At 71.5% G+C, this 24,226-nt stretch carries 20 protein-coding genes; 14 read left to right on the top strand and 6 right to left on the bottom strand.

Going from position 1 to position 24,226, the window contains the following annotated elements:
• The first annotated feature begins 11 nt into the window (after positions 1-11).
• The 5 genes from QFZ76_RS23655 (at position 12) to QFZ76_RS23635 (ending at position 6,100) form a co-directional block, all read left to right on the top strand.
• On the top strand, positions 12-1,853 hold the full coding sequence (locus QFZ76_RS23655; protein WP_307675628.1) for a biotin carboxylase N-terminal domain-containing protein: 1,842 nt from the start codon (positions 12-14) through the stop codon (positions 1,851-1,853).
• 106 nt (positions 1,854-1,959) lie between these two features.
• Positions 1,960-3,126: an acyl-CoA dehydrogenase family protein gene (locus tag QFZ76_RS23650; RefSeq protein WP_307675627.1), complete on the top strand. Its 1,167-nt coding sequence runs from the start codon at positions 1,960-1,962 to the stop codon at positions 3,124-3,126.
• Positions 3,127-3,183: 57 nt separating this feature from the next.
• Positions 3,184-4,752, top strand: a complete 1,569-nt coding sequence (locus QFZ76_RS23645; RefSeq protein ID WP_307675626.1) for a 4-coumarate--CoA ligase family protein — start codon at positions 3,184-3,186, stop codon at positions 4,750-4,752.
• Positions 4,749-5,492, top strand: a complete 744-nt coding sequence (locus QFZ76_RS23640; protein ID WP_307675625.1) for an enoyl-CoA hydratase family protein — start codon at positions 4,749-4,751, stop codon at positions 5,490-5,492. Before QFZ76_RS23645 ends, QFZ76_RS23640 begins: the two co-directional genes overlap by 4 nt.
• Positions 5,480-6,100 (top strand): TetR/AcrR family transcriptional regulator, encoded by a 621-nt coding sequence (locus tag QFZ76_RS23635; protein ID WP_307675624.1) that lies wholly within the window; start codon positions 5,480-5,482, stop codon positions 6,098-6,100. The genes QFZ76_RS23640 and QFZ76_RS23635 overlap by 13 nt, the downstream gene beginning before the upstream one ends.
• A 68-nt stretch (positions 6,101-6,168) precedes the next feature.
• On the opposite strand, the gene pdxH is transcribed toward QFZ76_RS23635, so the two are convergent.
• Positions 6,169-6,798, bottom strand: a complete 630-nt coding sequence (gene pdxH, locus QFZ76_RS23630; protein ID WP_307680109.1) for a pyridoxamine 5'-phosphate oxidase — start codon at positions 6,796-6,798, stop codon at positions 6,169-6,171.
• A gap of 341 nt (positions 6,799-7,139) precedes the next feature.
• On the opposite strand from pdxH, the gene QFZ76_RS23625 reads away from it, so the two are divergent.
• The 3 genes from QFZ76_RS23625 (at position 7,140) to QFZ76_RS23615 (ending at position 10,586) form a co-directional block, all read left to right on the top strand.
• Positions 7,140-8,240, top strand: a complete 1,101-nt coding sequence (locus QFZ76_RS23625; RefSeq protein WP_266437786.1) for a citrate synthase 2 — start codon at positions 7,140-7,142, stop codon at positions 8,238-8,240.
• A gap of 323 nt (positions 8,241-8,563) precedes the next feature.
• Entirely contained in the window at positions 8,564-9,016 is a 453-nt protein-coding gene (locus QFZ76_RS23620; RefSeq protein WP_307680108.1) for a GNAT family N-acetyltransferase, read from the top strand.
• A 151-nt stretch (positions 9,017-9,167) separates the two neighbouring features.
• Complete coding sequence (locus QFZ76_RS23615) at positions 9,168-10,586, top strand: PAS domain-containing protein (protein ID WP_307675623.1); 1,419 nt, start codon at positions 9,168-9,170, stop codon at positions 10,584-10,586.
• A 76-nt stretch (positions 10,587-10,662) separates the two neighbouring features.
• Here the strand turns inward: QFZ76_RS23615 and QFZ76_RS23610 are convergent, their stop codons facing one another.
• Entirely contained in the window at positions 10,663-11,418 is a 756-nt protein-coding gene (locus QFZ76_RS23610; RefSeq protein ID WP_307675622.1) for an SIS domain-containing protein, read from the bottom strand.
• Between the two features lie 239 nt (positions 11,419-11,657).
• Between QFZ76_RS23610 and QFZ76_RS23605 the strand changes: the two genes are divergently transcribed.
• Together QFZ76_RS23605 and QFZ76_RS23600 are read left to right on the top strand one after the other, a co-directional pair.
• The gene (locus tag QFZ76_RS23605; RefSeq protein WP_266437798.1) at positions 11,658-12,350 is read left to right on the top strand and encodes a metal-dependent transcriptional regulator; all 693 of its coding nucleotides are present in this window, start codon (positions 11,658-11,660) and stop codon (positions 12,348-12,350) included.
• Between the two features lie 626 nt (positions 12,351-12,976).
• A complete protein-coding gene (locus tag QFZ76_RS23600) occupies positions 12,977-13,912 on the top strand; it encodes an alpha/beta fold hydrolase (RefSeq protein ID WP_307675621.1) in 936 nt (311 codons plus the stop codon).
• Between the two features lie 260 nt (positions 13,913-14,172).
• Here QFZ76_RS23600 and QFZ76_RS23595 read toward each other — a convergent pair whose 3' ends face one another.
• From QFZ76_RS23595 to QFZ76_RS23585, 3 genes are all read right to left on the bottom strand, one after another.
• On the bottom strand, positions 14,173-15,771 hold the full coding sequence (locus tag QFZ76_RS23595) for a transporter (protein WP_307675620.1): 1,599 nt from the start codon (positions 15,769-15,771) through the stop codon (positions 14,173-14,175).
• Complete coding sequence (locus tag QFZ76_RS23590) at positions 15,768-16,562, bottom strand: ABC transporter ATP-binding protein (protein WP_307675619.1); 795 nt, start codon at positions 16,560-16,562, stop codon at positions 15,768-15,770. The genes QFZ76_RS23595 and QFZ76_RS23590 overlap by 4 nt, the downstream gene beginning before the upstream one ends.
• Before the next feature lie 114 nt (positions 16,563-16,676).
• The gene (locus QFZ76_RS23585) at positions 16,677-17,339 is read right to left on the bottom strand and encodes a bifunctional DNA primase/polymerase (RefSeq protein WP_307675618.1); all 663 of its coding nucleotides are present in this window, start codon (positions 17,337-17,339) and stop codon (positions 16,677-16,679) included.
• Between the two features lie 284 nt (positions 17,340-17,623).
• Between QFZ76_RS23585 and QFZ76_RS23580 the strand changes: the two genes are divergently transcribed.
• Both QFZ76_RS23580 and QFZ76_RS23575 read left to right on the top strand, forming a co-directional pair.
• Positions 17,624-19,009, top strand: a complete 1,386-nt coding sequence (locus QFZ76_RS23580; protein WP_307675617.1) for a transcriptional regulator — start codon at positions 17,624-17,626, stop codon at positions 19,007-19,009.
• Between the two features lie 224 nt (positions 19,010-19,233).
• A complete protein-coding gene (locus QFZ76_RS23575) occupies positions 19,234-21,315 on the top strand; it encodes a hypothetical protein (RefSeq protein WP_307675616.1) in 2,082 nt (693 codons plus the stop codon).
• Positions 21,316-21,328: 13 nt separating this feature from the next.
• On the opposite strand, the gene QFZ76_RS23570 is transcribed toward QFZ76_RS23575, so the two are convergent.
• Positions 21,329-22,636, bottom strand: a complete 1,308-nt coding sequence (locus QFZ76_RS23570) for an ABC transporter substrate-binding protein (RefSeq protein WP_307675615.1) — start codon at positions 22,634-22,636, stop codon at positions 21,329-21,331.
• A 117-nt stretch (positions 22,637-22,753) separates the two neighbouring features.
• Here QFZ76_RS23570 and QFZ76_RS23565 point away from each other — a divergent pair, with 117 nt between their 5' ends.
• Entirely contained in the window at positions 22,754-23,254 is a 501-nt protein-coding gene (locus QFZ76_RS23565; protein ID WP_307675614.1) for a hypothetical protein, read from the top strand.
• Positions 23,255-23,301: 47 nt separating this feature from the next.
• Positions 23,302-24,183, top strand: a complete 882-nt coding sequence (gene purU / locus QFZ76_RS23560; protein WP_307675613.1) for a formyltetrahydrofolate deformylase — start codon at positions 23,302-23,304, stop codon at positions 24,181-24,183.
• Positions 24,184-24,226: the final 43 nt, after the last annotated feature.

Raw genomic sequence — 24,226 nt, 5'->3', positions numbered from 1 at the left:
AGGACCTCCCCGTGATCGCTTCTCTGCTGGTCGCCAACCGTGGCGAGATCGCCTGCCGCGTCTTCCGCACCTGCCGCGAGCTGGGCATCCGCACGGTCGCCGTGCACTCGGACGCCGACCGGAACGCGCTCCACGCGCGCGTGGCCGACGCGACGGTACGACTGCCGGGCGCGGCGCCCGCCGACACGTATCTGCGCGGCGACCTCGTCGTGAAGGCCGCCGTCGCCGCCGGCGCGGACGCCGTGCACCCCGGCTACGGCTTCCTCTCCGAGAACGCCGACTTCGCCCGTGCCGTCCTCGACGCGGGCCTGGTCTGGATCGGCCCGCCGCCGGAGGCGATCGAGGCCATGGCGTCCAAGACGCGCGCCAAGGAGCTGATGGGCCTCGCGCCCCTGCACGAGGTCACCGAGGCCGACCTTCCCGTGCTGGTGAAAGCGGCGGCGGGCGGCGGCGGGCGCGGGATGCGGATCGTGCGCCGCCTGGAGGACCTGGACTCCGCACTGCAGAGCGCGCGCGCCGAGGCCGCGAGCGCCTTCGGTGACGGCGAGGTGTTCGTCGAGCCGTACCTGGAGGGCGGCCGGCACGTCGAGGTACAGATCCTCGCCGACACCCTCGGCACGGTGTGGCCGCTGGGCACCCGCGACTGCTCCCTGCAGCGCCGCCACCAGAAGGTGATCGAGGAAGCCCCCGCCCCGGGACTCTCCGAGGAGCTCACCCGGGAACTGCACGCGCTGGCGGTACGCGCCGCCCGCGCCGTCCACTACGTGGGCGCCGGCACCGTCGAGTTCCTGGTCGCCGACGGCAAGGCCCACTTCCTGGAGATGAACACCCGCCTCCAGGTCGAACACCCCGTCACCGAAGCCGTCTTCGGCATCGACCTGGTCGCCCAGCAGATCCGCGTCGCAGAAGGCGAGCCGCTTGAGGAGGACCCCCCACGCGCGCGTGGCCACGCCGTAGAAGCCCGCCTCTACGCCGAGGACCCGGCCACCGACTGGACCCCCCAGACCGGCACCCTGCACCGCCTCACCGTCCCGGAAGGCGTCCGCCTGGACACCGGCTACGAGGACGGCGACCCCATCGGCGTCCACTACGACCCCATGCTCGCCAAGATCGTCGCCCACGCCCCCACGCGCCCGGAGGTCCTGCGCAAGCTGGCCTCCGCCCTGGAGCGAGCGACGCTCCACGGCCCGCCCACCAACCGGGACCTCCTCGTACGCTCGCTACGGCACCCGGAGTTCATCACCGCCCGCATGGACACCGGCTTCTACGACCGCCACCTCGCCGACCTCACGAAACCCAGCCCCGACCCCCACGCCCCCCTCGCCGCCGCCCTCGCCGACGCCCACGGCCGCTCCCGCTTCGGAGCCTGGCGCAACGTCCCCTCCCAGCCCCAGACCAAGCACTACGCCATGGCCGGAGAGGAGCACGAGGTCCGTTACCGGCACACCCGGGCGGGCCTGGAGGCGGACGGGGTACGGGTCGTCCACGCCGACGCGCGTCTCGTCGTACTCGAAGTGGACGGCGTACAGCGCAGGTTCGAGGTCGCGCGGTACGGCGACGAGCTGCACGTCAACGCCACCCGACTCACCGCCCTGCCCCGCTTCCCCGACCCGACGACCCAGCACGCGCCGGGCTCCCTCCTGGCCCCCATGCCGGGCACGGTCGTCAGGGTCGCCGAGGGGGCGGTCGTAGGGGCGACCGTGCAGGCCGGAGAGCCGCTGTTGTGGCTGGAGGCGATGAAGATGGAGCACAAGGTCGTGGCGCCACGGACAGGGACGCTGGCTGCCTTGCAGGCCGTTCCCGGTCAGCAGGTAACGGTGGGCCTATTGCTGGCGGTAGTCCGGGACACCTAGGGGCGCGGGGCTGCATCGAATATGCGGCTCCGCCGCGTGAGCGCGACCAGCCACAACCAGCCCGCACCCGCCAAACGGCAGAACCCCCCTCCCCCTGAGGAGCCGCATGACCACCCTCATCGAATCCGAGGAACACCAGGCCCTACGAGAAGCAGTAGCCGCCCTCGGCAAGCGCTACGGCCGCGACTACATCGCCACCGTCATCGCCGAAAACCGCCACCCCCAGGAACTCTGGCTGGAGGCAGCCAAGCTGGGCTACCTCGGCGTCAACCTGCCGGAGGCATACGGAGGTGGAGGCGGCGGCATCGCCGAACTCTCCATCGTCCTCGAAGAACTCGGCGCAGCCGGCTGCCCCCTCCTCATGATGGTCGTCTCCCCGGCGATCTGCGGCACAGTGATCGCCCGCTTCGGAACAGAGGCTCAGAAGCTCACATGGCTGCCGGCGCTGGCGTCCGGCACCCGCACCATGGCCTTCGGCATCACAGAACCCGACGCCGGCTCCAACAGCCACCGCATCACCACCACCGCCCGCCGCGACCCGGACACCGGAGACTGGCTCCTCACCGGCCGCAAAGTCTTCATCTCAGGCGTCGACATCGCCGACGCCACCCTCATAGTCGGCCGCACGGAAGACTCCCGCACCGGCCGCCTCAAGCCCTGCCTCTTCATCGTCCCCCGCGACACACCCGGCTTCACCCGCCACCGCATCGACATGGAACTCACCGCCGCGGAGAAGCAGTTCGAGCTCACCCTCGACGACGTACGCCTCCCCGCGGACGCCCTCGTGGGCGACGAGGACGCCGGCCTCCTGCAGCTCTTCGCCGGCCTCAACCCCGAACGCATCATGACGGCCGCCTTCGCGATCGGCATGGGCCGCTACGCGCTCACGCAGGCGATCACGTACGCCCGCGACCGCACCGTCTGGAGCACCCCCATCGGCGCCCACCAGGCCGTCGCCCACCCCCTCGCCCAGGCCCACATCGACCTCGAACTGGCCCGCCTGATGATGCAGAAGGCGGCCCACCTCTACGACGCGGGAGACGACGCGGGCGCAGGCGAGGCCGCCAACATGGCCAAGTACGCGGCAGGAGAGGCCTGCGTGAAGGCCGTCGACCAAGCGGTCCACACGCTCGGCGGAAACGGCCTCACCCGCGAATTCGGGCTCGGTTCGTTGATAACGGCCGCCCGCGTGGCTCGTATTGCTCCGGTGAGCCGGGAGATGATTCTCAACTACGTCTCCCACCAGACCCTGGGCCTGCCCAAGTCGTACTGACCGGCAGCGACCGGCAGCGACCGGCAGCGACCGGCACGTGTCGCGCGAGGAGGAACCATGTTCCGCAGCGAGTACGCAGACGTCCCGCCCGTAGAACTCCCCATCCACGAAGCGGTGCTCGGCCGGGCCGCCGAGTTCGGTGACGCGCCCGCCCTGATCGACGGCAACGACGGCACCACACTCACCTACAGCCAGCTCGACCACTTCCACCGGCGGATCGCCGCCGCCCTCGCCGAGACGGGCGTCAGCAAGGGCGACGTCCTCGCCCTGCACAGCCCCAACACGATCGCCTTCCCGACCGCGTTCTACGCCGCCACGCGCGCGGGGGCGTCCGTCACGACCGTGCACCCGCTCGCCACACCGGAGGAGTTCGCCAAGCAGCTCACCGACTCCGCGGCCCGCTGGATCGTCACCGTGTCCCCCCTCCTGGAGACCGCCCGCAGGGCCGCCGAACTCGCCGGCGGCGTCCGCGAGATCTTCGTCTGCGACAGCGCACCAGGACACCGCTCGCTCCTCGACATGCTGGCGTCGACGGCCCCCGAACCGCAGCTCGACATCGACCCCGCCGAGGACGTGGCGGCCCTCCCGTACTCGTCGGGCACGACCGGCATGCCCAAGGGCGTGATGCTCACGCACCGCCAGATCGCCACCAACCTCGCCCAGCTCGAACCCACCATGGGCGCCGGCCCCGGCGACCGCATCCTCGCCGTCCTGCCCTTCTTCCACATCTACGGCCTCACCGCCCTCATGAACGGGCCCCTGCGCACCGGCGCCACCGTCGTCGTCCTGCCCCGCTTCGACCTCGAGACCTTCCTCGCGGCCATCCAGAACCACCGCATCACCGGCCTGTACGTCGCCCCGCCGATCGTCCTCGCCCTCGCCAAGCACCCCGCGGTCGCCCAGTACGACCTGTCGTCCCTGCGGTACATCATCAGCGCCGCCGCCCCCCTGGACGCCAAGCTCGCCGCCGCCTGCTCGCAACGGCTCGGCCTGCCGCCCGTCGGGCAGGCCTACGGCATGACCGAACTCTCCCCGGGCACCCACGTCGTCCCCCTCGACGCCATGAACGAGGCGCCCCCAGGGACCGTCGGCAAGCTCATCGCCGGCACCGAGATGCGGATCGTCTCCCTCGACGACCCCGACAAGGACCTCGGCATCGACGAGTCCGGCGAGATCCTCATCCGCGGCCCCCAGGTCATGAAGGGCTACCTCGGCCGCCCCGACGCCACCGCCCAGATGATCGACCCCGACGGCTGGCTGCACACCGGGGACGTCGGCCACGTCGACGCAGGAGGCTGGCTGTTCGTCGTCGACCGCGTCAAGGAACTCATCAAATACAAGGGCTTCCAGGTCGCCCCCGCCGAACTCGAAGCCCTCCTCCTCACCCACCCCGGCATCGCCGACGCCGCCGTCATCGGCGCCTACAACGACGACGGCAACGAGGTCCCGCACGCCTACGTGGTCCGCCAGCCGACCGCCACCGACCTCTCCGAAGGCGAGGTCATGATGTACGTCGCCGAACACGTCGCCCCCTACAAGCGCGTCCGCCACGTCACCTTCATCGACGGCGTCCCGCGCGCCGCCTCCGGCAAGATCCTGCGCCGACAACTCAGGGAGCGGACGTGACCGCCCTGGTCCACCCCACGCACGAACGCGGCATCACCACCCTCACCCTCGACTCGCCGCACAACCGCAACGCCCTGTCCGCCTCTCTCGTGCACGAACTCACCGACGCCCTGAAACGAGCCGGCAAGGACGACGACGTACGCGCCGTCGTCCTCACCCACACCGGCACCACCTTCAGCGCGGGCGCCGACCTGCGCGAACCGCCCCAGCCCAAGGCCCTCGTCGCCCTGCTGAGGCAGATCGTCAAACTCCGCAAACCCGTCGTGGCCCGCGTCACCGGCCACGTACGGGCCGGCGGCCTCGGCCTGCTCGGCGCCTGCGACATCGCCGCCGCCTCCGACACCGCCACCTTCGCCTTCACCGAAGTCCGCATCGGAGTCGCCCCCGCGCTGATCTCCCTCCCCCTCCTGCACCGCGTCGACCCCCGCGCCCTCGCCCGCTACTACCTCACCGGCGAGACCTTCGACGCCACCGAGGCCGCCCGCATCGGCCTCCTCTCGGCCGCCGGCGACCACACCGACGTCGACGAGGTCCTCGCCCCCGTCCTCGACGGACTGCGGCGAGCCGCCCCACGCGCCCTCGCCGAGACGAAACGGCTGCTCACGGCTAAGGTGCTGGAGGCCTTCGACCTGGACGCGGGCGAACTCGCCAGGCTCTCCGCCCGCCTGTTCGCCGCGGCCGACGCCCGCGAGGGCATGACGGCCTTCCTCGAACGACGGGATCCCACATGGGTGGTGTGAACACGGTCGACCGTGCACCCGGCGACCGCGTCCCCAAGCAGGACCGCAGCCGGGCCACCCGACAGCGCCTCCTGGCAGCCGCCGTGGCCTGCCTCGCCGAACACGGCTGGGCGGGCTCCACGGTCGCCGTCGTCGCCGAACGCGCCGGAGTCTCCCGCGGCGCCGCCCAACACCACTTCCCGACCCGCGAGGACCTCTTCACCGCCGCCGTCGAATACGTCGCCGAGGAACGCTCCACGGCCCTGCGCGCACTGTTCCCCGAGGGCACGGCCGCGGACGACCGCCGGGCCGTCGTAACAGCCCTCGTCGACCTCTACACCGGCCCCCTGTTCCGCGCCGCACTCCACCTGTGGGTCGCCGCGTCGAACGAGGACCAACTACGGCCACGGGTGACGGAACTGGAAGCCCGCGTCGGCCGCGAGACCCACCGGATCGCGGTGGACCTCCTGGGCGCCGACGAGTCCCGGCCGGGCGTACGCGAGACGGTCCAGGGCCTGCTCGACATGGCCCGGGGACTGGGACTGGCGAACCTGCTGACCGACGACACCGGGCGCCGGGAGCGGGTCGTGACGCAGTGGGCGAGCCTGCTGGACGCGGCGCTGGACTGAGGCGTTGTCAGTGGTGCCGACTGCTGTGGATCTGTCGGCCCCCGGCTCGCGGCCCTCCGCCTCCGCCCTCAGGGACTCAGCCGCTCCACCCGCCAGCTCCCGTCCGCCTCCGCCACGTACCGCAGCCGGTCGTGCAACCGGTTCTCGCGGCCCTGCCAGAACTCCACCGCCTGCGGAGCCACCCGGAACCCGCCCCAGTTCGGCGGCACCGGCACCTGCTCGCCCTCCGGATACCGCGCGGCCAGCTCCGCGTACGTCGCGTCCAGGTCCGTGCGGTCCGCGATCACCGAGGACTGCGCGCTCGCCCACGCACCGAGCTGGGAGCCGTGCGGGCGGCTGCGGAAGTACGCGGCGGTCTCGTCACGCCCGGTACGCCGCGCCACGCCCGTGACGATGACCTGGCGGGCCATCGCATGCCACGGGAACAGCAGCGAGACGTACGGGTTCTCCGCCAGCTCACCGGCCTTGCGGGATCCGTAGTTCGTGTAGAAGACGAAGCCCTGCTCGTCGAAGTGCTTCAGCAGCACCGTGCGGGAACTGGGCCGGCCCTCGGCATCCGCCGTGGAGACGATCATGGCGTTCGGCTCGAAAAGACGCCCCTCGATCGCGGCCTCCTTGAACCACCGCGCGAACTGCTCGACGGGCGTCGCGGCCAGGTCGGCCTCGGCGAGCCCCTCGGCGCGGTACTGCTTACGCATGGAGGCGGGATCGAGGGCGGCGTCTCGGTCGGTCACGCCGTCATCCTGCCGTATGAGGGAGCCACGGTGGGCACGGTGGTCTCCATCACTGCGTGGCACTCAGTGCCGCGATCCCTCCCCAAGGATGGCACTCGGGGATATCGTGCTGATGCCGTTCCGGTTGGATGACCGCCGACCGCACGGGGCATCACAGAGATACCGCCCAGGACCGCGAGTTCTCGGAGACGAACCGCGGAGCCATGGAACGGACGCACACCCACCGCCTGACACGACGTGGTAGCCGCACCCCACAACAGCCGCAGTACAACTCATCCGTCGCACACATCACGAGGAGCCGCCTGATGTCCGACTTCGTACCCGGACTCGAAGGAGTCGTCGCGTTCGAGACGGAGATCGCCGAACCCGACAAGGAAGGCGGCGCACTCCGGTACCGGGGCGTCGACATCGAGGACCTCGTCGGGCACGTCTCGTTCGGCAACGTCTGGGGGCTGCTCGTCGACGGCGCCTTCAACCCCGGCCTGCCGCCCGCCGAGCCGTTCCCGATCCCCGTGCACTCCGGCGACATCCGCGTCGACGTCCAGTCCGCACTCGCCATGCTCGCACCGGTCTGGGGCCTCAAACCCCTCCTCGACATCGACGAGGAACGCGCCCGCGAGGACCTCGCCCGAGCCGCCGTCATGGCCCTCTCCTACGTCGCCCAGTCCGCGCGCGGCCAGGGCCGGGCCATGGTCCCGCAACGGGAGATCGACAAGGCACAGTCCGTCGTCGAACGCTTCATGATCCGCTGGCGCGGCGAGCCCGACCCCAAGCACGTGGCCGCGGTCGACGCGTACTGGACCTCAGCGGCCGAACACGGCATGAACGCCTCCACCTTCACGGCCCGCGTCATCGCCTCGACAGGCGCCGACGTCGCAGCCGCGCTGTCCGGCGCCGTGGGAGCCATGTCCGGCCCGCTGCACGGCGGCGCCCCCTCCCGCGTCCTCGGCATGATCGAGGAGATCGAACGCACCGGCGACGCCGAGGCCTACGTCAAGCGGGCCCTCGACAAGGGCGAACGCCTGATGGGCTTCGGCCACCGCGTCTACCGCGCCGAAGACCCGCGCGCCCGCGTCCTGCGCCGCACCGCCCGCGAACTCGGCGCCCCACGCTTCGAGATCGCCGAAGCCCTGGAAAAGGCGGCCCTGGCGGAACTGCACGCCCGCCGCCCCGACCGGGTCCTCGCCACGAACGTCGAGTTCTGGGCCGCCATCGTCCTCGACTTCGCCGAGGTCCCCGCCCACATGTTCACCTCGATGTTCACCTGCGCCCGCACGGCGGGTTGGTCGGCCCACATCCTGGAACAAAAGCGCACCGGCCGCCTGGTCCGCCCCTCCGCCCGCTACATCGGCCCCGGCACCCGCGACCCGCGCGAGATCGAGGGCTACGGCGACATCGTGCGCTGAGCAGCTCCGAGAACGCAGACGACCCGCGAGCTCGGGTCTCTCCGCCTGAGCGGAGAAGCCGGCCGGACGTACCGGCGAGCTCGCGGGTCGGGTGACTGCATTTGGATTGGGCCGGCTGCGTGTATCTCGCACACGCTGGTCCGGCACCGCACTCGGTGTGGTGACGGGCCGCTAGCCCGCAGCCACCTCACGCGTCCGGTTCTCATACATCTGCCGAACCACCTCCCTTCTCGTGTAGCCCACACACTAAGAACCGCTCGACGCGCGATCAACCAGTTTTTTCGGAAAGAATCGGGTCCCTGGCGCGGAGGGGAGCGGTAGTGGTGACTGACCTGCGGATACAGCCGGTCGACGGAGACGTCATGCTCGAGCAGTGGCGGCATGTGCACAACGTGATCGTGCCGCCCGCTGCGATGGGGCTCGATGAGGTGCGGGAGCGCAGCGGGCGCTATCGGCTGGAGAACGCGTATCTCGGGGATGTGCTCGTCGGGTGTTCGACCGTGCGGCCGCCGGAGGGGGAAGAGGGCGTGGCGACCGTCATCGCGCGCGTGCTGCCCGAGTTTCGGGGGCGTGGGTTTGGGGGCGCGGTGTATGAGAAGGGGCTCGAGTGTGCGCGTGGGCTGGGGGCTCGGGTGATCGAGACGTGTGTGCTGGCCGTCAATGAGGACGGGCTGCGGTTTGCCCTGGGGCGTGGGTTTGTCGAGGTGGAGCGGTATGTGCTGGAGGGGGAGACTGAGGTGTGGGTGGATCTGAGGCTTGCGCCGGTTGAGGCGTAGGACCGGCGTACTCCTCGGATTTCCGGCGCACAACGATTCCTTCAATCTTGTGGGAACTCGGTGTGTGCTGCGTCACGTTCCAGTTAGATGATTGCTAGTGAGCGAACCGACGTGCCGTACGTGCGGACGCGGCAGCCTGCAGGGGGTCCAGGTGAGTGCTTCCCGGCGTAGTGGGACCACCGACGAGATCGGGCCGGACGAGCCCGAGCGGGACGGTCCGGAGGGTTCGGACGGCTCCGACGGCTCGGATCTGCTGGCCGCGCTGCTCGACGGGATGGACGCGGCGTTGTGCGCGTTCGACGCGGACGGAGTGGTGACCCACTGGAATCGCGAGGCCGAGCGGATTCTCGGCTGGACCGCGGACGAGGCAGTGGGCCGGCACGGATTTGCCGGCTGGGCCGTGCGCGCCGCCGACGCCGAGGAGGTGGAGGGGCGGCTGCTGTCCGCGATGCACGCTCCCGGGCGGCAGGTGCACGAGTTCGCGTTGCTGACGAAGGACGGCGGGCGGGTGCTCGTACGGACGCAGTCGGCGGCCGTGCGCGGGCCGGACGGGAAGCCCGCGGGGTTGTACTGCGCCTTCAGCGAGGTGCACGCGCAGATCGATCTGGAGCGGTCCATCGCGCTGAGCGAGGCGTTGTTCGAGGACGCGAGCTGGGGTGTCGTGCTCGTCGACGCCGATCTGCGGCCGGCCGTCGTCAACGCGCATGCGGCGCGGGCGCTGGGTGTCGGGCGTACGTCGGTGCTGGGGCGGCCTCTCGGGGATCTGCTCGCTCAGGGTGTCGAGGAACTCGAGAGTGCGCTCACGCATGTGCTGGCGGAGGGTGCGCCGCCGGCGCCCGCCGAGATCTGGGTGAGCGTGCGTACGCCGGACGGTGAGCAGCGGCGCTGCTGGCGCTGTGGGTTCGTGCGGCTGGCGTCGCCGCTCGCAGAGGAGCCCGTGCCGTTGGGCGTGGGCTGGCTGTTCCAGGACGTGACGGAGGCCAAGCAGGGCGAGCAGGAGGCGTCGCTGCTGCGGTTCCGTACGAACCAGTTGCACCGGGCGGCCCGGGCTGCCGCGGAGTGTGAGGACCCGCGGGAGGCGGCCGCCGTCCACCTGGACTTCGCGCTCGCCGGGTTCGCGGACCATGCGCTGATCGACCGGGTCGCGGGTGGTGCGGTGGCGGACGGGGTGGCGACGGACTCCGTACGGCTGGTGCGGGTCGCGGCGACGCCCTCCGGGGCGCCGGGGCCGAGTCTGCTGACCGGGCGGGCGGGGCTGCCGGTGCGGTACGCGGAGGGGCATCCGGCGTTGCAGTGCGTGGAGCGGATCGGGTCGGTGCGGGCGAGTGTGGGGGCCGCCGTGCGGGCGGAGGAGGCCCAGGAGTGGGCTGAGGCTCGGCAGTGGCCCTCGGACGCGGTGCACGCGCTGTGTGCGGTGCTGCGGAGCCGGGGGCGGACGTTCGGGGTGGTGACGTTTCTGCGGGGGGCCGGGCGGAGTCAGTTCGAGCGGCAGGACGCGGTGTACGCGGAGGATGTGGCGGTTCGGATCGGGTCCGCGTTGGATTTGGCGGAGGTGTTGGGGCGCGAGTAGAGCCGCCGCGTTCACCCGTGCCGCCCGTGCCACCCGTGCCGCCCATGGGGCCCAGGTCTTCAAGGCACTGTCGGTCCTAATGCCGGTAGAAGATCCGCTCCCCGTACTTCTCGAACACCTGCCCGTTCCATTCATGGCCGCCGTCCACGTTCCCCGACCGCAGGAGCGGCGGCTCGATGCCCCGGTCGGCCAGGCTTGCCGCCGCGGTGGCCATGACGGCCTGGAGGATGGCGGACGTGACGACCGTGGAGGCCGGGGCGAAGGGGGCGGGGATGGTGTCGAGGGTGAGTTCCGCGTCGCCGGTGGCGATCTTCGAGTCGAGGACGATGTCGCAGTGGTCCTTGAGGTAGGTGCCGGAGTGGTGCCGGGACGTCGTCTCGGTGGCGTAGGCCACCGATGTCACGCCGATGACCTTCAGGCCCAGGTCGCGGGCGTGCAGGGCCATCTCGACGGGGAGGGCGTTGCGGCCGGAGAGGGAGATGATCACGAGGGCGTCGCCGGCGCGGGCCGGGGAGCAGTCGAGGACGGCGCTCGCGAGGCCGTCGACGCGCTCCAGGGCGGAGCCGAGCGTGGCGGGCATGACGTCGACGCCGACGACACCGGGGACGGCCAGCAGGTTCATCAGGGCGAGGCCGCCGGCGCGGTAGACGACGTCCTGCGCGGCGAGGGAGGAGTGACCGGCGCCGAAGGCGAAGAGCCGGCCGCCGGAGGCGACGGTGTCGGCGAGGAGCAGGCCGGCCGCCTCGATGTTGCCGGCCTCCTCGTCCTGGACCCGCCGGAGCAGGCCGATCGCGGCGTCGAAGAACTGACCGGCCGGCTTGCTGTCGCTCATGCGGGCCCCTTCGGAGCGTCGGAGTCTGTGTAGCGTCGGCGTCTGTGCCGCGGATCACGGTGCGGTCTGGACCAGTGGGATGTCAATACGGCCGCTGCGAACCGTGCGAACCGCCCTGTAACCGCTTGGTTTCAACGGCGCGGCACGCTTGTCAGTGGTATCCGGCAGAATTGATGCCAGGGCCAGCGCACAAGCCGGGAAGCTGTCGTGCTTCCGGCAGATCTCATCAAGGGGCACGTATGTCCGGACTGATCGACACCACGGAGATGTATCTCCGCACCATCCTCGAGCTGGAGGAGGAAGGTGTGGTCCCCATGCGCGCCCGGATCGCCGAGCGGCTCGATCAGAGCGGGCCGACGGTCAGCCAGACGGTGGCGCGGATGGAGCGTGACGGCCTCGTGTCCGTCGCCAGCGACCGCCACCTGGAGTTCACGGATGAGGGTCGCCGGCTCGCCACGCGCGTGATGCGCAAGCACCGGCTCGCTGAGTGCCTGCTCGTCGACGTGATCGGTCTGGAGTGGGAGCAGGTGCACGCGGAGGCGTGTCGCTGGGAGCACGTGATGAGCGAGGCCGTCGAGCGGCGGGTGCTCGAGCTGCTGCGCCACCCCACCGAGTCGCCGTACGGCAACCCGATCCCGGGCCTGGAGGAGCTGGGCGAGAAGGACGGCGCCGACCCGTTCCTGGACGAGGGCATGGTGTCGCTCGCCGATCTCGACCCGGGCATCGAGGGCAAGACGGTCGTGGTGCGCCGGATCGGCGAGCCGATCCAGACGGACGCGCAGTTGATGTACACGCTGCGCCGGGCGGGCGTGCAGCCCGGTTCGGTGGTGAGCGTGACGGAGTCGGCGGGCGGCGTGCTGGTGGGCAGTGGCGGCGAGGCGGCGGAGCTGGAGGCGGACGTGGCGTCGCACGTGTTCGTGGCCAAGCGCTGAGTAGTTGCTGGGCGGTTCGGCGGTACGACCGACTCCGGCGGCCACCGTCTCAACTGCCGAGATCGCTGGGGCAGTTGTGGTCTGTCGCAGGCCTCTCGGCGATCTCGTCGAATCCAAGATTCACTGTGCCGAATCGCAGCGCTCGGACGCTTCCCGTGCGAGGCTGTCGCGTGAGGCATATGACCTGAGGGTTCTTGGCCGCGGTCCGGCAGCGATGCCGTGTCCGGCCGGGGAGGGGGCGGGAAGATGTGCCGCAGTCGTGTGGATGGCCCCGGCGCCTTGCGGCGCCGGGGCCTGTCCTCCCCTGTGCTGACCCGGAGCCCCGAGCTCTCAGGGTCATCCCCTTCGGACCGTTTTCCCCGAGCGGTCCGCCTCCCGCTGAAGATCTCCCCTCGGCGGCGCCGATCATTCCTTGAGTGTGGTCACTCGAACGAGGGGTGTTGTCGGCGAGTGCGGCATTTTCGAATAGGTATTCGATAGTCTGCGGTGACGCATCACGTGGAACCTGCGCTTCAGGGGTGTGGGGCAGGTACGAAATACACGTCAGGCAGGACGCGGTTCACAGGACCCGCCGCCTAGAGCGGGAGCGAGCGGTCCGAGCGGAGCTAGGGGGGTGCCAGGACCAAATGGCGCGACGCATCGACGTGACCGGGGCGGGCGGCGTACGGCTCGCCGCCTGGGAGTTCGGCGACCCTCCCAAGACCGACCCGGCGAAAGACGTACAGAAACAGGCCGTACCGAAGCAGGGCGTGCCCCCGCAGTCCGGGCCCGGGGAGGCCGAGCGGGTTCCCGGCGTGTTGTTATTGCACGGCCTGATGGGTCGTGCCTCGCACTGGGCGTCCACCGCCCGCTGGCTCTCCGAGCGGCACCGAGCCGTCGCCCTCGACCAGCGCGGCCACGGCCAGAGCGACAAGCCCCCACCAGCGTCCTACACGCGTGAGGCGTACGTCGAGGACGCCGAGGCGGCTCTGGAACAGCTCGGGCTCGGGCCGGCCGTCCTGATCGGCCACGCGATGGGAGCCCTGACCGCCTGGCAGCTCGCCGCCAAGCGCCCCGACCTGGTCCGCGGGGTGATCATCTGCGACATGCGGGCCTCCGCGCTCGGCGCCGCCTCGCAGCGCGAGTGGGAGGACTGGTTCAAGGCCTGGCCCATGCCCTTCGCCACGCTCGCCGACGTCCGTAAGTGGTTCGGCGAGGACGATCCCTGGGTGGAGCGCCCGAACGCGGCCCGCGGCGAGTTCTACGCCGAGGTCATGCAGGAGTCCCCCGACGGCTGGCGCCCCGTCTTCGAGCCGGAGCAGATGCTCGAGTCCCGCGAGACCTGGGTGTACGACGCCCACTGGGAGGAGCTCGCGCAGGTGCAGTGTTCCGCCCTGGTCGTCCGCGGTCTCGACGGGGAGCTGGGCCGCGCCGAGGCCCAGGAGATGGTCCGCGTGCTGCCCCGCGGCCAGTACGCGGAGGTGGCCGACGCCGGCCACCTCGTGCACTACGACCAGCCGGACGCCTGGCGGGGCGCGGTGGAGCCGTTCCTGGACACGGTCCTCGCGGACGTCACCGGCTGAAACCGGCCCCAGGGCCTCGCCCCAGGACCGGGCCCCAAGGCCCGGCGGGCCGGCGGCTACGGCGGTGGGGGTCTGCGCGGTGTGCCGAGTGCGGGTGCTCGGGGGCTGGTCGCGCAGTTCCCCGCGCCCCTGAGGGTGCGGCCGATGCCAGTCTGTCGGGCACCGCCCAAGGGCCCGCCCAAGGGTCCCGCCCCCGGCTCCGCCCAAGCCCCGCCTCCGCCCCCGGGCTCCGCCAAAGCCCCGCCTCCGCCCCGCCAAGCTCACCCCTTGCTGACCGCCGTAAGAATCTCCGGCAGCTGTCGAGCCGTGCGCGGGGCGGCCATTCGCAGCCCCGCCACCGTGATCGCCGTCCCGTAGACCGCCCCCACCGGCAGCAGCAGCCAGCTCCACTTGTCGCCGCCCTCGCTGACGTTCAGCCAGATCGTGCCGGCGATGACGGGGGCGCACAGCAGGGCCGACGAGACCATGCCGCCGAGGATGGCCATGAAGGCGAGCCCGGACTGCCCGGGGGCCACGTTCTTGTAGCCCTCCTGCGGGATGGAGTACGGGAAGCGCGCGGACGTCCACGCCCCGGTCGCCAGCATCGCCCCGAGCAGCGCGAAGGACAGCCCGAGCACCTCGGGCAGCTTCGGCCAGTCGCCCAGCAGCGCGGTCGTCAGGACGGTCACGAGGGTGGCGTACGGCAGGGTGATCACCAGCAGGGCCAGCGCGCGGGCGCGCAGCTCGACGTAGGCGTCCCGGGTCGAGGAGATCGTCATCGCGACCATCCAGAACGCGGAGGTGTCCTGCCCGAACTGGTTGTACATCTGCACGCCGAGCATCCCGGCGGCGAAGCAGGCGAAGTAGATCGAGCCGCTGCCCTGCAAGGCGTTGAACACCGGCACGATCAGGCCGATGGCCAGGGACGTCACCCAGGCGGCCTTGGTCTTCGGGTCGCGCCACACATAGCGCAGGCTGCGTTCCATGACCGTGCCGGTGCGGCCGGCGGGCAGCAGCCGGGACAGGCCGGTGGAGGTCCGCTCGCGGGCGCCGGAGTCGGTGGCCTGGAGTGTGGAGCCGTCCGGCGCGGTCATCAGCCGGGTCAGATGCCGCGACCACCAGGCGATCAGTGCCACCAGGGCGGCGGCGGTCAGGGCGAGCTGGAGGACGGCGATGCCGTACGACCCCTCGCTCGCGGAGTCCGCCGCCCCGATCGCCGACGCGGGCGGCACCCACTTCAGCACGTCGGCCGGACCGTCCAGCTGGCCAAGGCCGCTCGAACCCAGCCGCTGCGCACCGAAGTTGACGACCTGCGCGCCGATCGCGATGACCAGCCCGCTCAGCACCGCCAGATCCCGGCCCTTGCGGCTGGTCAGCAGCCGGAGGTTGGCGGCGGCGACGGCCCGTGCGAGCGCCACGCAGACAAGGAGCGCGAGGACGACACCGACGACGCCGACGACGTACGCCACACCCCCGTGCGCGACCGACACGACGGCCCCGGCGAGCATGCACAGCGTGAACAGCGGTCCGATGCCGACCAGAGAGGCCGCGAGCAGCGCCCGGACCAGTGGACGGGGCCGCAGCGGCAGCATCACCAGGCGGGTGGGGTCGAGGGTCTCGTCGCCGCCGGGGAAGAACAGCGGCATCACCGCCCAGCCCGCCGCCAGCACCGCGACCAGCAGCACCACCACGGAGGCGGCGTGTTCGTGCCCGCGCAGCGCGATCAGGCCGAGCAGCTGCACCGCGGAGACGAGGAGCACGGCGACGACCGAGGCGACGTAGGCGGCCCGCCGGCCACTGGACTGCCGCAGCCCGTTGCGCAGCAGGGACAGCTTCAGCCGTACGACGACAGGAGTGATGGAGACCGCGGTGCCGCTCATCGGGTCGCCCCGCCGCCCAGCCAGTCGAGGTGGGAGCCGGTGTCGCGGGCGTTCGCGCCGACGAGTTCCAGGAACGCCTGTTGCAGGGTGGGAGCGTCGCCGCGGACCTCGGCGAGCGTGCCCTGGGCGCGGATGCGGCCCGCGGCCAGCACCGCCACCCAGTCGCACAGCGACTCGACGAGCTCCATGACGTGGGAGGAGAAGACGACGGTCGCGCCGGAGGCGGTGTAGCGCTCCAGCACGCCCCGGATGGTCTGCGCGGACACCGGGTCGACGCCCTCGAACGGCTCGTCAAGAAAGAGCACTTCGGGGTTGTGGAGCAGCGCGGCCGCGAGCCCGATCTTCTTGCGCATGCCGGTCGAGTAGTCGACGACGAGCTTGTGCTGCGCGCCGGCCAGGTCAAGGACGTCGAGGAGCTGGGTGACCCGCTTGTCGACCTCGGCACCGGGCAGCCCGCGCAACCGCCCCGAGTAGGCGAGCAGTTCGCGCCCCGACAGCCGCTCGAACAGCCGCAGTCCCTCCGGCAGCACCCCGATCCGCGCCTTCACCTCCACCGGATCCCGCCAGACGTCATGCCCGACGACCTCGACGGACCCCTGGTCGGGCCGCAGCAACCCGGTGATTATGGAGAGAGTGGTGGTCTTCCCGGCACCGTTGGGCCCGACGAGCCCGATGAATTTCCCGGCGGGCAGATCCAGATCGATCCCGGCCACGGCGACCTGCTGCCCGAACCGCTTCCAGAGCCCCCGCACACGTACGGCCGCTGCACCCGTCTCTGCTCCCGACGTCATGGATGCACCCTACGGTGGAGCAAGGCCGCCAAGGGGCGCGGGACTGTGCCTGATATGCATATGCGGCTCCGCCGCGCAGGCGCGAGCAACCACCAACGACCTGTGGCCGCGAAACTACCGATCCCGCCCACACGCATAGGCGAGCGGCGAGATCAGCTCCTCCGCATCGGGAAGCCACCGGTTGGCGGGGGTGGGCCGACAGGCCCACTGCACGGCCCCCCGCGTCCCGAACCGGCTGGGCGGCCCCGCCACGTACGCACCTTCACCGAGCGCCGTCAGATCGAGCGAGGACGGTGACCAACCGAGCTTCCGTACAAGCTCGGGCACCTTCACGGAGGCACCGGGCAGCACGAAGAACTGCATCCGCCGGTCAGGAGTGAGGGTCACCGGACCCAGCGTCAGTTCCATCCGCTCCATGCGCGCCAGCGCGAGAAACCCCGCGGTCTCGGGCACGTCGATCGCGTCGAACGTACGCCCCGTCGGCAACAGAATCGACGCCGTCGGCTGCTTCTGCCACATCCGGCGCGCAACGGTCGCACTGCCGGTCGCCTGCGTCTCCCAGTCCGCCCGCGCCGGGTGCGCTCCGGGCACGGCGCACGCGGCGTCGCCGCACGAGCAGCGCTGCACCCCGTCGACGGCTTCCAGCCAGGTGCCGGGGAAGACGTCCCAGTGGCGCTCCTCGGCGTAGCGTACGGCTGTGTCCAGCAGCGATTCCCCGCGCTGCCTCGGAATCTGAACGGCTTCGGTGCCCGCGATCGTCTCTTCCACGCTGAACACAACTCCCGCGTCCACCTGGAGTTACGGGCGTCGCGCGCGCGGGGGAGGAGCATCCGTTCCGCATCTGGGGCGCATGGATGCATGTGTGGGGGCGCGCAGGAGGAAGCAGGGCGTGAGCTGGGTAGCCAGGTGTGGGGGCGGCACCCGCCTTTACCCCGGCAATCCTCGCATGTCTCGCATTTTCGCTGTGTCGGCGGGGCATTGATCTTCACGGCCGGATCTTTTCGGTGGAAGACACGTCAACTCGGTGCGTGGGCAGGCACCGCAGCCACAGGGGGTACGCCATGGCCGCAAGGCCTCTCGTCGCGCGGCAGCCGAACGAACGGCTGCAGGCGCTCATCCAGGAAGCGGGTTGCTCCAACGCGGGGCTCGCCCGCCGGGTCAACATGTGCGGCGCCGAGCACGGTCTCGACCTGCGGTACGACAAGACGTCCGTGGCGCGCTGGCTGCGCGGACAGCAGCCACGCGGCCGCGCCCCGGCGATCATCGCGGAGGCGCTGGGCCGCAAACTCGGCCGTACGGTCACGATCGACGAGATCGGCATGGCCAACGGCAAGAACCTCGCCTCGGGCGTGGGCCTCCAGTTCTCGCCGACGGTACTGGGAGCCATCGAGCAGGTGTGTGAGCTGTGGCGCAGTGACGTGGGCCGCCGGGACTTCCTGTCCGGCTCCTCCGTCGCCGCGTCCGCGCTGGTCGAACCGAGCCGCGACTGGCTGATCTCCTCGCCCGACGCGCAGGTGGCGCGTTCGGCGGGGCCACGGGTGGGGCAGTCCGACGTGGCGGCCGTGGGCGCGATGACCCAGGCGCTGTGCGACCTGGACCACCAGTACGGCAGCGGGCACGTACGCCCGGTCGTCGTGCACTACCTCAACAGTGTCGTGTCCGGGCTGCTGGCAGGCTCCTACCGGGAGGCGGTCGGCCGCGACCTGTTCGCCGCCGTGGCCCGGCTCACCGAACTCGCCGGCTACATGGCCGTCGACACCGGCCAGCCCGGCCTCGCCCAGCGCTACTACATCCAGGCCCTGCGGCTCGCGCAGGCGGCCGGCGACCGTGGCTACGGCGGGTACGTTCTCGCCGCCTCCATGAGCCACCTCGCCGCGCAGCTCGGAAACCCGCGTGAGATCGCGCAGTTGGCGCGGGCGGCGCAGGAGGGGGCGCGCGGGCGCGTGACTCCGCGCGCGGAGTCGATGTTCTGCGCGGCGGTGGCACGCGGGCACGCGTTGATGGGCGACGCGCGGGCGGCCCAGGTGGCGTCCGGGCGGGCGGTGAGCGCGCTGGAGCAGGCCGACCCGGCCGCCGGGGACGACCCGGCGTGGATCGCCCACTTCGACGAGGCCTACCTCGCCGACGAGTTGGCGCACTGCCACCGGGACCTGGGACAGGCCGAGGCGGCGGCGCGGTGCGCGCAGGAGTCGCTGGACGGGCACCCCGGGTCGCGGGCCCGCCGCAGGGCCATCGGCTATGTGCTGCTGGCCTCCGCGCAGGTGCAGCAGCGGGAGATCGAGCAGGCCTGCAACACCGGCATGAAAGCAGTGGAGTTGCTGGAGACCCTCCGCTCCAACCGGGGCGCCGAGTACCTCGACGACTTCCAGCAGCGGCTGGAGCCGTACCGGGACGAGGCAGTGGTAAGGGAGTTCGGGGCGCGCCTCGACCTCCAGGCGGCGGCCTGAAAGCGCGGGGTACGAGGGCGTGAACGGCAGGGAAACGAAGGCGCCGGAGGCGGAGAGGGGTCATATATAGCGGATGGGGGACCGGTTCTGTCACCGTGCGCATGGTGATCTGTTACCGCGGTCACAGGGACGCAGGTCACGTCATGAGCTGCGTGGCACCCGGCTCGGGGGACCCGGTAGCGTGAGCCGACGATTCCGAAGTTCCCCCATTCGTAGGAGTCCCGGTGACGCAGAGTGGACAGGGCGAGGAGCCCTCGCCGCGCGAGGCGCGCGAAGGCATCGTGCTGCCCTCCGACGGCGGGGAACCCCTGCTGCCGGGAATGACGGGCGGGTACGGCGGAAACGGCGAACACGGCGGCGGGCAGAGCGGCTACGGCGGCGGGCAGGGCGGACAGAGCGGACAGAGCGGCTACGGCGGTTCGCAGACCGGCGCCGGACACCACGCGCCGACGCCCGGCGAGGCTTCCGGTCCGGCCGGCGGTCAGGCCTGGGGCACGCCGTGGGGCCCCGAGCAGCACCAGGCCCCGGCCCCGCCGCCGGGCCAGGGCTGGAGCACGCCCGACCAGTCGTGGGGCGCCCCCGAACAGCCCTGGGGCGCACAGGGCGGCACGCCGCAGGGCACCCAGGGGTACGGCGCTGACGCGTACGGCTCTCCCACGCCGCCGCCGGGCCAGTACGGCTCGGCGGGCGCCGACGCCTACGGTTCTCCGGGCGGGGGGACGCCTCAGTCGTCCGCCGGCGCCTACGGTTCTTCGCCTGCTGGGCATGGTGGCGGTCAGGGTGCTTCCCCGTCGGCCGACGCCTATGGTTCTTCGGCCGGGGGCACGCCTCAGTCGTCCGCCGGCGCCTACGGTTCTTCGGCCTCGGGGACGGCTCAGCCGCCCGCCGGCGCCTACGGCTCCGACGCGTACGGCTCTCCTGCCGCCGCGGCATCCCTGCCGCACGCCGACTCTTACGGCCCTCCCGCCGCCGGGTCGCCTCTCCCGCCCGCACAGGGTGCCTCCGCGCCGCCCGCCGACCCGTACGGCTCTCCCGGTGCCTCCGCGCCCCTGCCGCCCGCAGGGCAGGGCTCCCCGAGCCCCGCCCTCCCGGCGCCGGGGCACGGCATGCCCAACGCCCCCCTCCCGCCCGTCCTGCACGGTGGCGGCGGTCATGCCGCCCCTCTGCCGCCTGCCGACGAAGGCGCCACCCAGTACCTCCCGCCCGTCCCGGCCGCCGCCGACGAGGGGGCGACGCAGTACATCCCGCCGGTGGGCCCCGGGGCGTTGCCGCCCGAGGTGCCTGCCGAGTCGTCCGGCGAGTCGACGCAGTTCCTGGGCCGCGCCGCGCAGGGCGGCGGCAGCCACCGCGCCGGAGCGGGACCTCAGCACGCCGCCGGTCCGATGCCGTCCGCCGGTCCGATGCCGCCCGCTTCCGGCCCCGACGCCGAGGCCACGCAGTACATAGCGCCCGTGCCCGGACAGACGGGCGGGGACCGGCAGCCGCCCGCCGAGTTCGACAACCTCTTCCGCAGCGGGCCCGGCGGCGCGGCCCCGGCCGGGGCGACCCAGCAGCTCCCGCGTTTCGAGCAGCCCGGCGCCCAGCCGCCGTACGGGCAGTCCGCGCAGCCGCCCTACGCCGGTCCGCCCCAGGCCGCTGCGTACGACGACGGAGGCGACGGCGGCCGGCGAGGCGGCCGTTCCGGCTCCAGGGTGCCGCTGATCGCCGCCGTCGGGATCGGCATCGCCGTCCTCGGTATCGGCGCGGGTGCGCTGCTCGCCGGTGGCGGGAGCGACGACCAGACCGACAAGAACCAGACCGTCTCCGCGACGGCCCCCGCGACCGACGCGTCGGCCTCGCCGTCGGCGGACCCGGCCAAGGAACAGGCCGTCGCGCTGGACAAGCTGCTGGCGGACAGCGGAGACAGCCGTACCACGGTGATCAACGCGGTGGCCAGTGTGAGGACGTGCAAGAGCCTCGGCCAGGCCGCCAAGGACCTGCGGGCCGCGGCCCAGCAGCGCACCGACCTCGTCACCCGGCTCTCCGGCCTCGCGGTCGACAAGCTGCCCGCCAACGCTCAGTTGACCGACGCCCTCACCAAGGCGTGGAAGGCGTCCGCGGCGGCCGACAACCACTACGCGGCCTGGGCGGACCAGGCGGCCGGCAAGAAGGGCTGCAAGAAGGGCCAGGCGGTCGTGACCGGCCAGACCCAGGCCGGCAACCGGGCGAGCGGCACGGCCAGCACCGAGAAGACCAGGGCCGCCCGGCTGTGGAACGCGATCGCGAAGACGTACGGCCTGACGGAGCGCCAACCGACCCAGCTGTGAACCGGACCCGCGGTCAGTTCAGGTCGGCGTTCTTCAACGTGTTCGTCACGTCGGTGAAGCCCTTCTTCGCCGACACCAGCCGCCCGTTCCGTACGACCTGCAGGGTCACGTCGGTGTTGACCAGGCGTGGGAAGCCGACGGAGGCGAGTTCGGCCTGGAACTCCCAGCGGAGTGTCGGCGTCAGACCGTCGGTGTCGACCTCGAGCCCGTCGTCCAGGGCCCGGCGCACGGCGTCGGCCCTGATCTCTCCGTCGCCCAGGGACTCGACGGCCGCCTTGAACGCCGTGTAGGCGATCCAGGTCGTCTGCACACCGGCGTCCGCGGGGTCGATCCGGTTGTCGCCGAAGGCCTTCTCGCTGATGACCTTCTTCATGGTGTCCCAGCGCGGATCGGTCTCCACGGGGTACCAGCCGGTGATGTACGACCCCTCGTACGGCCCGGACTGTCCGCCGGAGGCGTCGATCACCGTCTGGTCGACGCTGCCGAGGACCGTGCCGGTGCGTACCCCCGGGTAGTCCTCGCGGGCGCGGCGGAAGGAGTCCATGAAGGTGCCGGTGCGGTCGCCGATCGAGGGGACCACGCACCCGTTCTTCTCGGGGTCGGTGGTGATGCTCTCCAGCGCCTCTTCCGACTTCTCCGAGTACTCGGTGGCGTCCTCGGCCGCCCGCAGGTCCTCCGCGGCCTCGTGGCCGCCCGCCGTCAGACCGGAGTCGAGCAGCACCGGCAGTTCGTCGCCGGCGATGGTGTCGGGCCGGATGAGGGCCACGGGTCCGCAGTTCGGGGCGAGGGCCTTGCCGAGGCCGGCCAGGAGGGTGGGGGCGCCGCCGTTCACGGGGTAGGACAGGGGGCTGGTGAACTCGTCGGTGGTGACGCCGTAGCCGCCTATGTAGGGGATGCCCTCGCCCTCCAGGGGCGGGAAGAAGGAGTCGCTGTGCTGGCTGTAGGAGCCGACGACCGCGACGACGCCCTCCTTGACCGCGCGCCGGGCGCACTTCGCCGCGGCCACGCTGTCGTTGCGGTCGTTGCAGGTCAGGACGGTGAGCTTGCGGCCGTTGATGCCGCCCTTGGCGTTGATCCAGCGGGCGTAGGCCTGCGCGAAGGCGGGCATGCCGGGTTTGTTGGTGGCGTCGGTGTTCTGCGGTGCCCAGGTCATCACCTTGATCGGGTCGTCCCCGGAGCCCTCCGTGGCACCGGGGACGACCCCGCAACCGGCCGTCAGTGACGCGCACGCCACCAGGGCCCCCGAGGCGAGGGCGGTGGCTCTGCCCGGCCGGGTGAACATGGGGAGGAAGGTGCTGCGGATGGGTCGCCTGCCGCTCATGGGCACACACACTTCCGTCACACCGCTAACCTGGGCGTGACCCTTGGTTGTGCGACGGTGACGCGCAGGTGAACAGCGGGGTGGAGTGAGGCCCCCGAGGGGGAGAACGTACGATCGATGACCGTGCAAGGTTCGGAGAACTCTTCCCGTCACGGCCGTCGCTCGTCCACCATGGGCGGCATGCCACAGAACGACATGCCGTGGTGGCGCTGGCGCAGCAATGTGCGCTCCGCGCTGCACATGCTCTCCGATCCGGTCTTCCAGCAGAACGTCTGGCTGGCCGGCGTCGACGGGTACGGGGACGTCACCGACGCCGTGTACCGCCTGGTCGAGGACACCTGGCTGGACAACTGGTCCGCCGAGAAGTACGTCGGCACGATCTTCCGGGACTCCCAGGAGGCGGCCCTCGTCGACACCGCCGTCCTGCGCGTGCTGCGGATCATGCACCAGGTCGGGCCGGACGCCCCGGTCTCCGTCTACGTCGAGCACGAGGGCTGGCCGGACGCGGTGCGGGCGGCGCGGGACGCGCACGTCCGGATGGCGGCGGCCGACGGGGAGGACCCGGACACACCGCCGAGCACGCTCGAGGTACTGCGGATCCTGACCCGGTCTGCGTAGCGAGACGGCGGGACGGCCCCGGCGCCGGATATGCGACCCTGTGCTGCATGAACGCGCAGTCCAGCCGAGCCGCCGCTCCCACCGACCAGTACGTCCTCACCCTCTCCTGCCCCGACAAGCAGGGCATCGTGCACGCCGTGTCGAGCTACCTCTTCATGACCGGCTGCAACATCGAGGACAGTCAGCAGTTCGGCGACCACGACACCGGACTGTTCTTCATGCGGGTCCACTTCTCGGCGGAGGCGCCGGTGACCGTGGACAAACTGCGGGCGAGCTTCGCGGCGATCGGTGACGCCTTCCACATGGACTGGCAGATCAACGGGGCCGACGACAAGATGCGCATCGTGCTGATGGTCAGCAAGTTCGGGCACTGCCTGAACGACCTGCTCTTCCGCACCCGGATCGGCGCGCTGCCGGTGGAGATCGCCGCCGTGGTGTCCAACCACACGGACTTCGCCGAACTCGTGGGGTCGTACGACATCCCCTTCCACCACATCCCGGTGACGAAGGACACGAAGGCGGAGGCCGAGGCGCGGCTGCTCGAGCTCGTGCGCGAGGAGAACGTCGAGCTGGTCGTCCTCGCCCGCTACATGCAGGTGCTCTCCGACGACCTGTGCAAGCAGCTCAACGGCCGGATCATCAACATCCACCACTCCTTCCTGCCGAGCTTCAAGGGCGCGAAGCCGTACCACCAGGCGCACGCGCGCGGGGTGAAGCTGATCGGCGCGACCGCGCACTATGTGACGGCGGATCTGGACGAGGGGCCGATCATCGAGCAGGAGGTCGAGCGGGTGGGACACGACGTGACGCCGGACCAGCTCGTCGCGATCGGGCGCGATGTGGAGTGCCAGGCGCTGGCGCGGGCCGTGAAGTGGCATGCGGAGCGGCGGATTCTGCTGAACGGGCGGCGGACGGTCGTGTTCGCCTAGGAGCTCGGGGGGTTCTGTTGTCGGGCGGCTGCGGGTAGTCGTG

It is taken from the genome of Streptomyces sp. V4I2, assembly GCF_030817655.1.
Classification (GTDB): domain Bacteria; phylum Actinomycetota; class Actinomycetes; order Streptomycetales; family Streptomycetaceae; genus Streptomyces; species Streptomyces plumbiresistens.
This window is presented reverse-complemented; position numbering and strand designations above follow the sequence as displayed.